Below are 13,321 nucleotides of genomic sequence, written 5' to 3'. Positions count from 1 at the left end.
ATCCGCGGGCCCGTTGAAGAGCTATTCAGGCTTGATGCCTGCCTCCTGTACGACGCGCTTCCAGCGCGCGGCTTCTTCGGTGACCAGCTTGCCGTAGCCGGCGCTGTCGCGATAGGCATTTTCCGCGCCCTGGCCTTTCAGGCGTTCCATCAAGGCAGGGTCCTGCAAGGCCTTGCGCGCGGCGGCTGCCAGCGTTTGCAGGACTTGCGGCGGCGTGCCGGCCGGCGCGTGCAGGCCGACCCAGCCGAATACGGTGGCCTTGGGATAGCCCAGCTCGCCAACCGTGGGTACGTCCGGCAACAGGGCGATGCGTTGCGGGCTGGTGACGGCCAGCGCCCGCAGCTTGCCGGCCTGCACCTGCGGCAGCGCGGCGGGCAGCGAAGGCGTGGCGACCTGCGCTTCGCCGCTGACCGCGGCCATCAGGGCGGGACCCGCGCCCTTGTAGGGGATGTGGGTCCATTTCAGGCCGGTTTCCAGGCGCAGCGCTTCGCCGGCCAGGTGCAGCGGCGAACCTATGCCGCCGGAGCTGAAGTTGATCTTGCCGGGTTCTTTCTCCGTGAGCGCGATCAGCTCCTTCAGCGAGTTCGCCTTCAGCGCGGGGTTGACCACCAGTACGTGCGGCACGGTGACGAACAGCGCGACCGCCTGCAGATCCTTGGCCGGATCGAAAGGCATGCTGGGATAGAGACTGGGCGCGGTGGCGACGCTGGCGTCGCTGACCAGCAGCGTGTAGCCGTCGGGCGTGGCGCGCGCCACATAGGCCATGGCCGTCTGGCCGCCCGCGCCGGCCTTGTTTTCCACCACGATGGATTGCCCCAGGATAGGCCCCATGGCCTGCGCCAGGTTGCGCGCGATGACGTCGGTGGTGCCGCCGGGCGGGTAGGGCACCACCCAGGTGATGGCGTGGTCGGGGTAGCCGGCGGCCTGGCCGGCCTGCGATCCGGCCAGCAGCGCCAGCGCCGCCAGCCAGCGCAGGGCGCGCGGGCGCATGCCGGATGATGGCCGATTGCAGGACGCGCGAGCGTGTGTGCGGGGTGCGGCGTGGGTCATGCGTGTCTCCTTTTTTGTCTGGCCTGCTCCGGTCGTATGTAGGCGCCGGATTGCGTGGCCGATTATCTGCCTGGCTCGGCAACCTCGTACAACAATGCATAGATGCCGCAGGCCTCTTCCGCCCAGCCGGCGGCTTGCAGGGCCGGCGTGGCGAAGAGATCGGCGCGCAGGGCATGCAGGTCTTCCGGTCGCGTGGCTTCGATGAAGACCGCGTGCTCGACCTTGGCGTCGCCCACCCCGGTCACGCGCACGGCATCCATGCGGGCGCGGACGTCCGGCGCGGCCTCCAGGCTGTGCGCGCCGACGATGGCGTGCCGCGCCATCGCTTCCCGCAGGCGTTGCTCCAGCCAGCGGTGGGCGGCGGCGCCGTCCGCGCCGGCGCGCAGGCGCAGCCGCAGGCTCAGGGTGACCGCGCCCAGGCCGCGGCCATGCGTGGCGCGTACGCGGAAGGTATTGCGCGCGACATTGGAAAAGCCCGCGCGGATACGCTTGGACTGGTCGCTGATCCTGCCGACCAGGCTCAGGTAGCCCTGGCTGGCCAGCGCATCCGGCGTGTCGGCTTCGAACAGGGTCAGGTAGCGCGGCTCGGCGCCTTCCAGGGCCTGGAAACGCCGCGCGCGCCGATAGCCGCCGATGTCGATGCGTTCGGGCATATGCTCGACGATGTACCAGGCGTCGGTTTCCTTGTCCAAGGCGGGATCGACGTCTATCCACAGCGCCAGCGCGCCGCTTCCTATCATTGCTGCCATTGCGATTCCTATGTGGATTCGTTCAGCCGAGTGGCTACGTTCAGTCGACCTTGATTCCTGCCTTCTTGATCAGCGCCGACCAGCGCGCGTAATCGTCGCGGATGATGCCCGCGAAGGCCTGTGGCGGCGTGTAGGTGGTTTCCGCGCCGACGGCAGCGAACTTCTGCTGGATGCCGGGATCGTCGGTCGCCTGCTTGAGTGCCTGCGCCAGTCTGTCGATGACGGCCTGCGGCGTGCCGGCGGGCGCGAGCACGCCGTTCCAGGTGGTGACGACGACGCCCGGCAGGCCGGATTCCTTCACCGTCGGCAGGTCGGGCAGCGCGGGCGAGCGCTTGTCGCCGGTGACCGCCAGCGCATGCAGCTTGCCGGCCTTGATCAGCGTGATGGCCGACGGCAGGGTGGCGAACATGGCATCGACGTGCCCGCCGCTCAGGTCCACCAGCGCGGGGCCGCCGCCCTTGTAGGGAATGTGCGTGACCTGCACCCCGGCTTCGCCCTGGTAGAGCTCGGCGGTCAGGTGGTTGGTGCTGCCCAGGCCGGAAGACGCGAAGGTCAGGCTCCTGGGCTTGGCCTTGGCCTGCGCGGTCAGGTCGGCCAGCGTGGCCGTTTTGACGTTGGGGCTGACGACCAGCACGTTGGGGAATTGCGCGACGATGGACACCGGTGCGAAGTCCTTGGTCGGGTCGTAAGGCAGCGTGCCGTACAGCGTCGGGCTCATCGCGATTTCATTGGTCGTGCCCAGCAGCAGGGTGTAGCCGTCGGGCGCCGAATGCGCGACGAAGGCCGCGCCTATGGTGCCGGTGGCGCCGCCGCGGTTTTCCACGATGACCGGCTGGCCCAGCGTGGTGGACAGCTTTTCCGCGATGGGTCGCGCGATGATGTCCGCCACGCCACCGGGCGGGAAGGGCACGATCAGGTGGATGGGCTTGTCCGGATAGGACTGCGCCGACGCCGCGATGGGCAGCAGCAATGCCGCCGCCAGCGACGCGGCGCGCTTCAATATGGGTCCCCTCATGTCTGTCTCCTTTGGTTGGCGATGACGCCGGTGTCGATGTTGTTGTTGGTTTGCTTGCGTTCAATCCGTGCTTTGCCTGCGTTCAATCCGGCGCCAGCAGCGGCGTGAATTCGCGCAGGTCCTGGTACTCGTCCAGGCGCAGGACGGCGTCGCGCAGGGTGTGCGCCCGCATGTGTCCCAGCACCGGTTCGGCATAACCCAGGAACTTGGCGGCCAGTGCGTCGTCGCTCAAGGGCAGGCGTGGATGGCCAGGCGGATACGGGCACAGGCGCCGCAGCACCTGGCCATCGCGCAAATGGAGTTCGATGCCGCCGCCGGCGGCCTGCGGCCACCGCGTATCCAGGTCGGCGTCTTCCTGCAACTCGACCTTGCCGAGCAGGTCGCGCAGGAGCGGGTCCCGCAGTACGCGGTCCTGGAACTGGGCGTCGCCGCAGGCGCCGTCGCGCAGCGCCACCGCCGCGCAGAAATAGAAGCTGTGCTGCGCGCTTTCGATGCCGGCGGGATAGCGGCGGTCCGGGTGGGCCGATGGCGTGCGCAGGGCGAAGCTGGGCAGTCGCACGACGATGCGCTCGATGGCGTCGGCGGCCGGCAGGCCTTGCCGATGCAGATCGATCGCGGCCCATACCGGCGCGGACGCCGTGGCGACCACGGGGTAGGGCTTGATGCTGGTTTCCAGCAGCCGATAGCGGCCGTCGAAGGGGCCGGTCAGGGCGGCGGCATCCAGTTGTTGGCCCGTATGTCCGGCCACGGTCGCGGCCCAGCCGTTCTGGCCTTCCACCAGTGCCAGCGGGCCGGTCATGCCGTGGCCCGCCAGCAGCGCGGCTTCCACGCCGGCCTTGGCGACCCAGGCTTCCGCCGTGGCCTTGATCATGGAGATCGCGCCGCTTTGCAGTTGCGCCAGCGTGTTCTGGTGGCTGCCCGCGATGGCCATGGCGTGCGCCGTGCCGGCGGCATCCAGGCCGGCCAGGCGCGCGGCCAGCGCCGCGCTGGAAAACTGCGCATTGGTGCCGTGATGCCAGCCGCGCCGCCACAACGAGGGTTCGCCGGCATGATCGGCCAGGCGCAGATGCACCTCGTACGCGGCTACCAGCGCGGCGATCAGCGCCTTGCCGCCCTGGCCCTGGCGTTCCGCCATCGCCAGCGCCGGCGCCAGATTGCCGCTGGGATGGGCGGGATCGCGGCCGAAGTAATAGTCGTTGCAATCCAGATAGCGCAGCAGGCCGCCATTGACCAGCGTGGCCAGCGCCACGGAGGTCCGGCGGCCGCTGCCGATCAGCGTGGCCTGCGGCGCGCAGCCCGCATCGTCCGCGTAGCGGCGCAGCGCGACGGCGACGTCGCTGTCCATGGCGCCGAAGGCGCAGCCCAGCGTATCCAGGATCAGGCGCTTGGCGTAGTCGACGACTTCGCGCGGCAGCGATTCGTAGCGTACGTCGTGGACGAATGCCGCCAGCTGCTGCAGCACGGTCGGGGCGGAAGGCGCGGCCATGGCGATCAGAACGCGAAGCGGCTGGAGCCGCCATCCACGGGGATGACGGTGCCGGTGACGTACCGTGCCTGGTCCGACGCCAGGAACAGCGCCACCGCAGCGATTTCCTCCGGTTCGCCGAAGCGGCCCACGGGGATTTCCGCCTGGGCGTACTCGCGTTCGCTTTCAGGGGTGGGGTAGCGCTTGGAAATCTGTTCGCTGCGGATGCGGCCCGGTTGCAGGCAGTTCATCGTGACGCCGTAAGGCGCGACTTCGCGCGACAGCCCCTTGGACCAGACGTGCACGGCGGCCTTGGCCGTGAAGGCGGCGTTCAGCATGCGCGGTTCGGACGTGCCGGTGAAGGTGACGATGCGGCCCCAGCCGTTCTGCTTCATGCCGGGCACCACGGCGTGCGTCAGTTCGCGGATGCGGAAGAAGTTCAGCAGCATGCCTTCATGCCATTGATCGCGCGTGGCTTCGAAGGGCACGGGCCGGCTGGCGCCGGCGGCGTTCATCAGGATGTCGACGCGGCCCAGCAGGCGCTGCGCTTCCGCGGCGACGCGGTCCGGCGTGGCTTCGTCGTAGAAGTCCGCCGCCAGGGGAATGATCCTGCCGCCTTTGCCCTGCCTGGCGACCTGCCCGGCGATTTCCGCTGCGCTCTGTTCGACCAGCTCGACGCGCCGGGCCACGGCGACCACGTTGGCGCCGGACAGGGCCAGCATGCGGGCGGTGGTGCGGCCGATGCCTTGGCTGGCGCCCGTGACCAGGGCGGTGCGTCCTTCGAAATTCAGTTCCATGGTGTCTCTCTGCCTGGAAGGTTGGGCCGGCGGCGCCGGCGTGGGGGCGTTCAGGGCGTTGCGAGGCGCCGCGCCCGGTGTTATTCTGTTCTGTCTCATTCAGTGGGACATATGTCCGTTTAATGATAATTCTGCGGGAGGCCGATGCGTCTTGTCAACGCCGGGCACCTGTCCAGGCAGGGCGGGCGGGCGGCGGGCCGGGCGGGCTTCTACAATCCCGCCCGGACCATCCAGGCATGTGGAGCACGATGAAAGCGAAGACGACGGCAGGCGCCAAAGCGGCCACAGCGGCGACAGCGGCGACAGCGGCAGGCGAAGCCAAGGAAACCAGCACGGTCAAGCGCATCCTGCTGCTGCTGCAGTGCCTGGTCGACCATCCCGGCGAATCGGCGCAGGCGCTGGCGTATCGCCTGAATCTGCCGCGCAGCACGGTGCATCGCCTGCTGGCCACCCTGCGGGACAACGATTACGCCGGCCATGAGGCTGGCGGTACGTTCGGCCCGGGGCTGGAGATCTATCGCATGGCCGCCAAGCTGGGCGGCCACATGCCGTATCGGCGGCTGGCCGAACCCTATCTGCAGCGGCTGTCCGAACGCTTTCACGAGACGTCGCTGCTGACGCTGCTGGAGCGCCGGCAGCTGAAAATGTTCCACGCCGCCAGCGGATCGCCCGACGATCCCATGCGGTACAACATCCGGCTGAACGTGCTGGAGCCCCTGGTCTGGGGCGCGACGGCGCGCGTCATCCTGGCCCATCTGGATCCGGCGGAAATCGATGCGGCGATCGCGGCCAGCGGTCCGTCGCCGGTGCAGGGCCTGGCGCCCGACCCGGCCGAGATCATGGCCGCCCTGGAACGCATACGCGGCGACGGCCATGCCGTCACCTATTCGCACCGCACGCCCAATACCGTCGGCGTGGGCGCGCCGTTCTTCGACGCGGAAGGGCAGGTGGTGGGCAGCCTGGGATTCCTGATTCCGACCTTCCGCTGGGAACACGCGGACGTCGACGGCATCATCGCCGCCTTGCGCGACGCGGCCGGCGCCCTCTCGGCGCAATTGGGGTATCGGTCGCCGCAGGCATCCTGACGCGGCGGCGGATCGGATTATCCTGATTCCGGAGCAGCTGTTTTCGCGCGGATGCGGTTTTTTCGCCGGCCGCGCCGCGGACATAATGCGTCCCACCATCCTGAAGCAGAGGTAATCATGAAAGCCATCGTCTACGACCAGGCCGGCCTGGAGCCTGAAGATCCCCGCGCGCTTTACGACGCCGACGTCGCCGTGCCCACGCCGGGCGCGCGCGACCTGCTGGTGCGCATCCACGCCATCGCCGTCAACCCCGTCGACACCAAGGTCCGGCGCGGCATGGCCCCGGATGGCCAACGCATCCTGGGCTGGGATGCCGCCGGCGTGGTCACCGCCGTGGGTGCGGACGTGACGCTCTTCAAGCCCGGCGACGAGGTGTTCTACGCCGGCTCGCTCGTGCGCCCGGGCTGCAACGCGGAGTACGCGCTGGTCGACGAGCGCATCGCGGGGCACAAGCCCGCCACCCTGGACTATGCCAATGCGGCCGCGTTGCCGCTGACCGCGATCACCGCCTGGGAACTGCTGTTCGACCGCCTGGGCGTGGCCGAGGGCGGCGGCGAGGGCCAGAGCCTGCTGATCGTCGGCGGCGCCGGTGGCGTGGGCTCCATCCTGACGCAGATCGCCAGCCGGCTGACGCGCATGACCGTCATCGCCACCGCCTCGCGGCCGGAAACCCAGGACTGGGTGCGGCAGCTGGGCGCGCACCACGTCATCGATCATCATCGCGGCCTGGTGGACGAACTGAAGCGCGTCGGCGTGCCGGCGGTCACCCATGTGGCCAGCCTGACGCATACCGATAGCCATTACCCGCAACTGATCGAAGCGCTGGCGCCGCAGGGCAGGCTCGGCGTGATCGACGATCCGGCGACCCTGGACGCCGTCCCGCTCAAGCGCAAGGCCATCTCGCTGCACTGGGAGCTGATGTTCACCCGTTCGCTCTTCCAGACCGACGACATGATCCGCCAGCACGAAATCCTGGAACGCGTGGCGCGGCTGGTGGACGAGGGCATGTTGCGTTCGACGCTGGGCGAGCACTTCGGCCGCATCGACGCCGCCAACCTGCGGCGTGCTCATGCGGCGCAGGAAAGCGGCAAGGCGCGCGGCAAGATCGTGCTGGAAGGCTTCGGGTCCTGACCGGCCGGGCCTGGCCGGCCTGGCCGACAGATTGCCGAACAGGCCTAGAATGACGCTCATGGGCGGCTCGGGCCGCCGCTGCCGAACCGGAGCAGCCTATGAGTTTTTCCAGCGATATCGAATACGTGCCTGTCGAAGGCGACGTGCGGCAACTGTTCATCCTGCTGCATGGCGCGGACGGCACGCCCGCGGACATGCGCGACCTGGCGGCCGCGGTGCGCCGCGCCTTTCCCCAGTCGGCCATCGTGGTGCCGGCGGGTTTCGAACCGTATGACGGCGCGGGGGAAGGCCGCCAGTGGTTTTCCACGCGCGGCATCGACGAGCACAATCGCCCGGCGCGCGTGGCGTCGGCGCTGCCGCCCCTGGTGGAATACATACGCGCCGCGCAGCTGCGCTTTCATCTGCTGCAAACCGACACCGCGCTGGCGGGGTTTTCGCAGGGCGCCATCATGGCGCTGGAAGCCACCGCGGCGCATGACGGCCTGGCCGGCCGTGTGCTGGCGTTTTCCGGGCGTTATGCGTCCATGCCGCAAAGCCCGCCGCAATACACGACCATCCATTTGCTGCACGGCGCCGACGACAGCGTCATACCGGCCGACCACGCACGGCAGGCGCAGGCCAGGCTCGATGCCCTGCATGGGGATTCCACCATCGACATCGCGACGCGCGTGGGGCATGAGCTGCATCCCGCGCTGATCGAACGCGCGGTGGTGCGGCTGCAGACCTGCGTGCCGCTACGCAGCTGGGAAGCGGCGCTGGGCCTGAACCAGGCGCCGCCGCCGGGGACGGTGCTGCACTAGCGGCGCGTGGTGCCGTCCGTCGTCTGCCAGCCGCCGCCCAACGCCAGGAACAGCGTGATCTGGTCGTTGGCCAGCTGGGCCTGCGACGCGGCCAGCGCGCTTTCATTGCTGGCCAGCGTGCGTTCCGCGTCCAGCACGGTCAGGTAATCCGTCTTGCCATACTGGTACAGCATGCGCGCCTGGCGCGCGGCTTCGGCGCCCTGGTCGCGCGCCGCCCGCAGCGACGCGTCGCGGTCCAGTTCGCGTGCGTAGTTCTCCAGCGCGCTTTCGGTCTCGCGCAGGGCGTTCAACACCGTGGCGTCGAACCGCGCATACGCGGCGCGCGTGGCGGCTTCCGCTTCGGCGATGCGCGCCTGTACCGCGCCCGTGTTCGGGATCGTCCAGGAAATCAGCGGGCCGACGCTCCAGCTGAAGGTACTGGCGTTGCCGAAATACTGCGCCGGACCCGCCGAGCCGGCCGACAGCCCCAGCGTGATCTTGGGATACAGATCGGCCGTGGCCACGCCGATGCGCGCGTTGGCCGCGGCCAGGCTGCGCTCGGCCTGGCGGATGTCGGCGCGACGCCGCAACAGGGCGGCGCCGTCGCCCACCGGTATGGGCTGGCGCAGCGTGGGCACGGCGGCGCAGTCGGCCAGCTGCGGCGGGAACTGGGCCGGCGTGTCGCCCGTCAAGGTGGCGAGCTGGAACAAGGCCGTGCGCCGCTCCGCCTGCAGGGGCGGCAGGTTGGCGCGCAACTGCTCCAATTGGCTGCGCGCGCGCGTCACGTCCAGCGTGGTGCCGCGGCCCAGGCGCTGCAGGCGGTCGGTGGCCTGCACCGATTCGTTCTGCACGTCGACGGAATGCTGCGCCGATGCCAGCTGCATGCCGGCCGCGCACGCCGTGGTGTAGGCGCGGATGGTCTGCGCCGCCACGGCGGCGCGGGTCGCATCGTAGGCGGCCTGGGCGGCATCGCGATCGGCGCCCGCGGCCTCGATGGTGCGGCGGATCTGGCCCACCAGGTCCACCTGGTAGGAGATGCCCGCGCTGCCGCTGTAGGACCAGGCATTGGGCGGCCGATAATCCGGCGCCAGTTCCTGGATACCCGACACATGCCCATAGGTGGGGGAGGCGTTCAAGGTCGCGGACGGCCGCGTCTGCGCCTGCGTTTCGCGCAGGATGGCGTCGGCGCGTTCCAGATTCGCCGCGGCGACCCGCAGGTCGGTATTGGCGTCCATGGCCTTGGCGACCAACGCGTTCATGGCCGGATCGTCATACAGCCGCCACCATTCGCCCGGCACCGCATTGGCCTGGAAGATGGCGTCATCGCGCACGCCGCTGCGCACGCCGCTGCGCACGCCGCTGCGCACGCCGCTGAATGGCGCGGACGCGGTGGGGCGTTCGGCAACGGCCCCGGCCGGCACGTGGTAGTCGGGCCCGACGGTCGTGCAGGCGGCCAGCGTGGCCGCCGCGGCCGCGGCAAGGACGAAACGGATGGCTTGCATGATGTCGTCCTCAGAACCCCTGGAGCGCCAGCTTGTCGCCGCCCACCAGCGACACCGTCGCCGTCTGGCCGGCGACCAGGCGCACGCCGTCGGGCACCGCGTCGATCTGCACGCGCACGGGAATACGCTGGGCCAGGCGCACCCAATTGAAATTGGGATTCACATTGGGCAGCATGTTGGCGGCGCTGCTGCGGTCGCGATCGGCGATGCCCAGGGCGATGCTTTCGACGTGGCCGCGCAGCGTGCGCGGTTCGCCCATCAGCGCGATGGTCGCCACGTCGCCTTCATGGATGCGCGGCAGCTTGGTTTCCTCGAAATAGCCTTCGACGTAGAAGCTGGCGGAGTCCACCAGCGCCATCACGGGCCGGCCCGCCGCGGCATAGGCGCCGACGCGCAGGTCCAGGTTGGTGACGCGGCCATTCGTGGCCGCCACCACGCGGCTGCGCTCCAGGTTCAGGCTGGCCTCGTTCAACGACACCTTGGCCTGCGCCAGCGCGGCTTCGGCCTGTTCGACGCGGGTCTGGCTCTGCTCGCGGATTTCCGCCGACACCAGTTGTCCCAGTTCGCGGTTGCGGCGCGCGTCGCGGTTGGCCTGCTGCAGCGCCACCGTCTGCGATCCGAGGGCGGCCTTGGCCTGGTCGTAGGCCAGTTGGAAACGCGCACGGTCGATTTCGAACAGCACGTCGCCAGCCTTGACGTCCTGGTTGTCATGCACCGGCACGGCGGTGACCAGACCGGAGACGTCCGGCGCGACCTGGACGACGTAGGCCTTGACGCGGCCGTCGCGGGTCCATGGTTCCAGTTCGTAGTGCGCCCACAGATGGCGGCCGGCGATCACGGCGGCGACGACCAGCAGGGCGGTAACGGCGAATCGTGCCCACGCGAGCGGGCCAGGCAGGGAGGGAACCTTCATGACAATCTCGAAAAAACGTGCGGTGAAATCCAGACCATGCCGTACAGCAGCACGATGTACAGCGCCAGGTCGAACAAGGCGGGATGCCAGACCAGCCGGTAGAGGCCGGTGAGTGCCAGCAGGCGTCGCACGAACCAGGCGACGCCCAGCGTCAGGGTCGCCAGCACCAGCAGCCAGGGCATATAGATGCCGTAGAGACTGACTTCACCGATCATGACGGGGCTCCTGGTTGGGCGCCCGGCACGGCGGCCGGTGCGGTCGAAAACGCCGGCACGTAATCGGATGCCTGCGGAAACAGTCCGCGCCGCAGGCCCACCAGCGCGACGATGGCGCGCTCGCGCGCCGAACCCGCCGGGGCGCCATTGACCCGCGCCAGCGCCTGGTCGAGCCGCGGCAGGAAGGTGTCGGGCATGGCGCCGCGTCCACGGATGCGGCCGCGGAACCACTCCGCCAGGCAGGAAAGCACCGGCCGGATCGCGGCATCCGCGACGGGCAGTTCGCGGCGCGCGCGCTGCAGTTCGGCGATCTCGTTGCCCACGCGCAGATCCAGCAGCGTGTCTTCTTCCACCGGTGTGTCGTTGCTACTGCGCGCGGCCATCCGTGTGTACAGCAGGCCGATGCGGTCCAGCATGCGCACGGTGTAGCTGTCGCCGGCGGGCGGCCGGTCAGCCGCCGCCATGGCGGCCAGTTCGCGCCAGTTGGCCGCCTGGATGCGGCGGGCGCTGTATTCGCCGCTGATACGGCGCAGCAAGGCCGCCACCACGGCCGCGCTGCCCACGCCGATGATCTGCGCGATCATCGTGTCCATGAAGGACACCAGGTCGGCGGTATTGGTGTCGTGCAGCGCCAGGGTGCCGGAGAACCCGAAGAAAACCGCCATCGCCTTGCCCGTGTGCGCCGGACGCGCGATATAGACGCCGCAGGCGAAGCACACCGGGAACATCGCCAGCGCCACCATCTCGAAGGAGTGGACGGCCGGCAGCACGACCAGCAGGTAGAGCGCGGAGAGCGGGATGGACACGACCGTATAGACCAGGAACTGGCGTATGCCCGGCACCGGGTCGTCCTGCGAGGCGAAGAAGCAGCTGAATATCGCCGCCATCATGGCCGCTGTGGCGCCGTTGGTCCACGCCGTGCCTATCCAGAACGCGCAGACCACGCCGATCGCCACGGCCGCGGAGACCGACGACAGCAGGGCGATGCCACGATCGTGGTGCAGGGCGCGATTCGACGTCGCCGCATGACGCGAGAGACGCGCGGGCGCGCCGGACAGGCCGGCCTGGATGTCGCGCCGCAGGGCGAAACCGCGGTCGCAATGGTCGATCAGTTCGCGCAGCCGCGCCGTCAGGCTGACCAGCAGCAGGTCATGCCAGCCAGCGCCGGCGTCGACGTCGGGCGCCAGGGCATCCACGCGGGGGCGCAGCGCCGCGGCCCGCATGGGATCGCCGCGCGACCCGGCCTCGACCCAGGCCGAAATGTCGTCCAGCAGCGCCGGTAGCGCCGGCGGCAACGGACGCCCCAAGGCGCGCAGCGCCCGCAGCCGGTCTTCCAGCGACGAAACGGTGGGCGTCAAGGCCGCCATGCGGTCCTGCATGGCCGTCACCGAGCTTGCCGTCCAACGGATATTGCCGGTGTCATAGGGCACGTGCGTCGCCAGCAGGCGCAACTGGGTGATGTCGTTGGCCAGGGCCCGGCGGTCCTTGGCGCTTTGCGTGGCGGTGTCGCCGCGCAGGGCGTCCTGCACCCACAGCCGGGCGTCGCGCAGCGTCTGGTCCAGCTTGCCGATCACCGCGCCGCCGATGCCGCGCGGCAGGATGAGCACGTGCGCGAGCATGGCGCAGAGGATGCCGGCGGTGATTTCTTCCACCCGCGCCAGGCCGGTATCGAACACCGTTTCGGGCGCCGTCACGCTCGGCAGCCCTATCATCGCGGCGGTATACCCGGCCAGCATGAACAGATAGGAACGCGGCGTACGGTCCAGCACAGCCAGGTACAGGCAGACGCCCAGCCACAGCGACAGCGCCAGCACCATCAGCACGGGATAGTTGGCGAACTTCGGCACCAGGTAGACCATCGCCGCGCAGCCGAAGAAGGTGCCCCCCAGCCGGAATATGGCCTTGGAGCGCACGGCGCCGGCCCAGGGTTGCGACACGATATAGGCGGTCGTCACGGCCCAGAATGGGCGCGGCAGGTCGATCAGCATGGATAGATAGAGCGCCGCCATCGCGCCGATATAGGCCTTGATGGAAAACAGCGTCTCTTCGGCTGTCGGCGGTTTCATTGCCCACGCTCCCGCCGCGCGGCGCTGAGCGGAATGGGCTCGATGTGCATGAGCGAGGTCTTGATGCTTTCGAATACGCGCACGCAGGCCTCGGCATCGGCCGCGTCCACCCCGCGGAAGACCTGGCGGCGCAAATGCACCAGCATTTCTTCCACGCGGGCGCGCAGGGCCTCGCCCGCCGGCGTCATGTGCAGTGTCTTGGCGCGGCGGTCCAGTGGATCCTCGTGCCGTTCCAGCAGGCCGGCGGATTCGAGCTGATCCACGAGACGCACCACCGAAGGGCCTTCGACGCCCATGGCTTCCGCCAGGACGCCCTGGCGCACGCCGTCGCCCAGCCGGCCCAGCCAGATGACCGGCCAGGCGGTGGCCTGCGACAGGCCGTAATCGGCCAGGGCCTTATCCGCCGCGGCGCGGTAGGCGCGGTGCAGGGTCAGCAGATGGCTGGTCATCGCCGCGAGGCAGGCGTCGGTGGGCTTTTTCATGAAAGGATTATATGTTAATTAATAGTTTCCTATCGATTTGCCTGGCGGCCTGCGCACGGGAAACACTTTTCC

General features: G+C 69.3%; 13 protein-coding genes. 3 read left to right on the top strand and 10 right to left on the bottom strand.

Translation table 11 applies throughout. The annotated features are described in order from the left end of the window. Window positions 1-21 precede the first annotated feature (21 nt). From CAL26_RS15905 to CAL26_RS15885, 5 genes are all read right to left on the bottom strand, one after another. A complete protein-coding gene (locus CAL26_RS15905) occupies window positions 22-1,050 on the bottom strand; it encodes a Bug family tripartite tricarboxylate transporter substrate binding protein (RefSeq protein WP_094847833.1) in 1,029 nt (342 codons plus the stop codon). Between the two features lie 62 nt (window positions 1,051-1,112). Then, the gene (locus tag CAL26_RS15900; protein ID WP_143277444.1) at window positions 1,113-1,799 is read right to left on the bottom strand and encodes a hypothetical protein; all 687 of its coding nucleotides are present in this window, start codon (window positions 1,797-1,799) and stop codon (window positions 1,113-1,115) included. 40 nt (window positions 1,800-1,839) lie between these two features. Then, on the bottom strand, window positions 1,840-2,814 hold the full coding sequence (locus CAL26_RS15895; RefSeq protein WP_094847831.1) for a Bug family tripartite tricarboxylate transporter substrate binding protein: 975 nt from the start codon (window positions 2,812-2,814) through the stop codon (window positions 1,840-1,842). 82 nt (window positions 2,815-2,896) lie between these two features. Continuing rightward, complete coding sequence (locus tag CAL26_RS15890; protein WP_094847830.1) at window positions 2,897-4,300, bottom strand: MmgE/PrpD family protein; 1,404 nt, start codon at window positions 4,298-4,300, stop codon at window positions 2,897-2,899. 5 nt (window positions 4,301-4,305) lie between these two features. Further along, window positions 4,306-5,076 carry an SDR family NAD(P)-dependent oxidoreductase gene (locus tag CAL26_RS15885; RefSeq protein WP_094847829.1) on the bottom strand — a complete coding sequence of 257 codons (771 nt, stop codon included), beginning with the start codon at window positions 5,074-5,076 and terminating at the stop codon, window positions 4,306-4,308. Between the two features lie 248 nt (window positions 5,077-5,324). On the opposite strand from CAL26_RS15885, the gene CAL26_RS15880 reads away from it, so the two are divergent. The 3 genes from CAL26_RS15880 to ypfH all read left to right on the top strand — a co-directional run bounded on the left by CAL26_RS15880 (window position 5,325) and on the right by ypfH (window position 8,092). Beyond that, on the top strand, window positions 5,325-6,161 hold the full coding sequence (locus CAL26_RS15880) for an IclR family transcriptional regulator (RefSeq protein ID WP_179283374.1): 837 nt from the start codon (window positions 5,325-5,327) through the stop codon (window positions 6,159-6,161). Window positions 6,162-6,278: 117 nt separating this feature from the next. Beyond that, on the top strand, window positions 6,279-7,292 hold the full coding sequence (locus tag CAL26_RS15875) for a zinc-binding alcohol dehydrogenase family protein (RefSeq protein WP_094847827.1): 1,014 nt from the start codon (window positions 6,279-6,281) through the stop codon (window positions 7,290-7,292). 98 nt (window positions 7,293-7,390) lie between these two features. After that, window positions 7,391-8,092: an esterase gene (gene ypfH, locus CAL26_RS15870; protein WP_094847826.1), complete on the top strand. Its 702-nt coding sequence runs from the start codon at window positions 7,391-7,393 to the stop codon at window positions 8,090-8,092. Here ypfH and CAL26_RS15865 read toward each other — a convergent pair. From CAL26_RS15865 to CAL26_RS15845, 5 genes are read right to left on the bottom strand one after another with little or no spacing between them, the layout of a single operon-like run. Beyond that, a complete protein-coding gene (locus CAL26_RS15865; protein ID WP_094847825.1) occupies window positions 8,089-9,573 on the bottom strand; it encodes an efflux transporter outer membrane subunit in 1,485 nt (494 codons plus the stop codon). The two genes, ypfH and CAL26_RS15865, sit on opposite strands and share 4 nt — an antisense overlap. 10 nt (window positions 9,574-9,583) lie before the next feature. Next, a complete protein-coding gene (locus CAL26_RS15860) occupies window positions 9,584-10,486 on the bottom strand; it encodes an efflux RND transporter periplasmic adaptor subunit (RefSeq protein WP_094847824.1) in 903 nt (300 codons plus the stop codon). Continuing rightward, a complete protein-coding gene (locus tag CAL26_RS15855; protein ID WP_094847823.1) occupies window positions 10,483-10,701 on the bottom strand; it encodes a DUF1656 domain-containing protein in 219 nt (72 codons plus the stop codon). Before CAL26_RS15855 ends, CAL26_RS15860 begins: the two co-directional genes overlap by 4 nt. Then, window positions 10,698-12,767 (bottom strand): FUSC family protein, encoded by a 2,070-nt coding sequence (locus CAL26_RS15850; protein WP_094847822.1) that lies wholly within the window; start codon window positions 12,765-12,767, stop codon window positions 10,698-10,700. Before CAL26_RS15850 ends, CAL26_RS15855 begins: the two co-directional genes overlap by 4 nt. Further along, window positions 12,764-13,249, bottom strand: a complete 486-nt coding sequence (locus CAL26_RS15845; protein WP_094847821.1) for a MarR family winged helix-turn-helix transcriptional regulator — start codon at window positions 13,247-13,249, stop codon at window positions 12,764-12,766. The genes CAL26_RS15850 and CAL26_RS15845 overlap by 4 nt, the downstream gene beginning before the upstream one ends. Window positions 13,250-13,321: the final 72 nt, after the last annotated feature.

It is taken from the genome of Bordetella genomosp. 9, from assembly GCF_002261425.1.
Classification (GTDB): domain Bacteria; phylum Pseudomonadota; class Gammaproteobacteria; order Burkholderiales; family Burkholderiaceae_B; genus Bordetella_C.
The sequence above is the reverse complement of the archived record's forward strand: the minus strand, read 5'-3'. Positions and strand labels throughout refer to the sequence as shown.

Bases quoted from the DNA above. Each gene is read 5' to 3' on its own strand.
- CAL26_RS15895 (WP_094847831.1), bottom strand. From the start codon at position 2,814: ATGAGGGGACCCATATTGAAGCGCGCCGCGTCGCTGGCGGCGGCATTG.
- CAL26_RS15900 (WP_143277444.1), bottom strand. From the start codon at position 1,799: ATGGCAGCAATGATAGGAAGCGGCGCGCTGGCGCTGTGGATAGACGTC.
- CAL26_RS15850 (WP_094847822.1), bottom strand. From the start codon at position 12,767: ATGAAACCGCCGACAGCCGAAGAGACGCTGTTTTCCATCAAGGCCTAT.
- CAL26_RS15885 (WP_094847829.1), bottom strand. From the start codon at position 5,076: ATGGAACTGAATTTCGAAGGACGCACCGCCCTGGTCACGGGCGCCAGC.
- ypfH (WP_094847826.1), top strand. From the start codon at position 7,391: ATGAGTTTTTCCAGCGATATCGAATACGTGCCTGTCGAAGGCGACGTG.
- CAL26_RS15890 (WP_094847830.1), bottom strand. From the start codon at position 4,300: ATGGCCGCGCCTTCCGCCCCGACCGTGCTGCAGCAGCTGGCGGCATTC.
- CAL26_RS15880 (WP_179283374.1), top strand. From the start codon at position 5,325: ATGAAAGCGAAGACGACGGCAGGCGCCAAAGCGGCCACAGCGGCGACA.
- CAL26_RS15875 (WP_094847827.1), top strand. From the start codon at position 6,279: ATGAAAGCCATCGTCTACGACCAGGCCGGCCTGGAGCCTGAAGATCCC.
- CAL26_RS15865 (WP_094847825.1), bottom strand. From the start codon at position 9,573: ATGCAAGCCATCCGTTTCGTCCTTGCCGCGGCCGCGGCGGCCACGCTG.
- CAL26_RS15905 (WP_094847833.1), bottom strand. From the start codon at position 1,050: ATGACCCACGCCGCACCCCGCACACACGCTCGCGCGTCCTGCAATCGG.
- CAL26_RS15845 (WP_094847821.1), bottom strand. From the start codon at position 13,249: ATGAAAAAGCCCACCGACGCCTGCCTCGCGGCGATGACCAGCCATCTG.
- CAL26_RS15860 (WP_094847824.1), bottom strand. From the start codon at position 10,486: ATGAAGGTTCCCTCCCTGCCTGGCCCGCTCGCGTGGGCACGATTCGCC.
- CAL26_RS15855 (WP_094847823.1), bottom strand. From the start codon at position 10,701: ATGATCGGTGAAGTCAGTCTCTACGGCATCTATATGCCCTGGCTGCTG.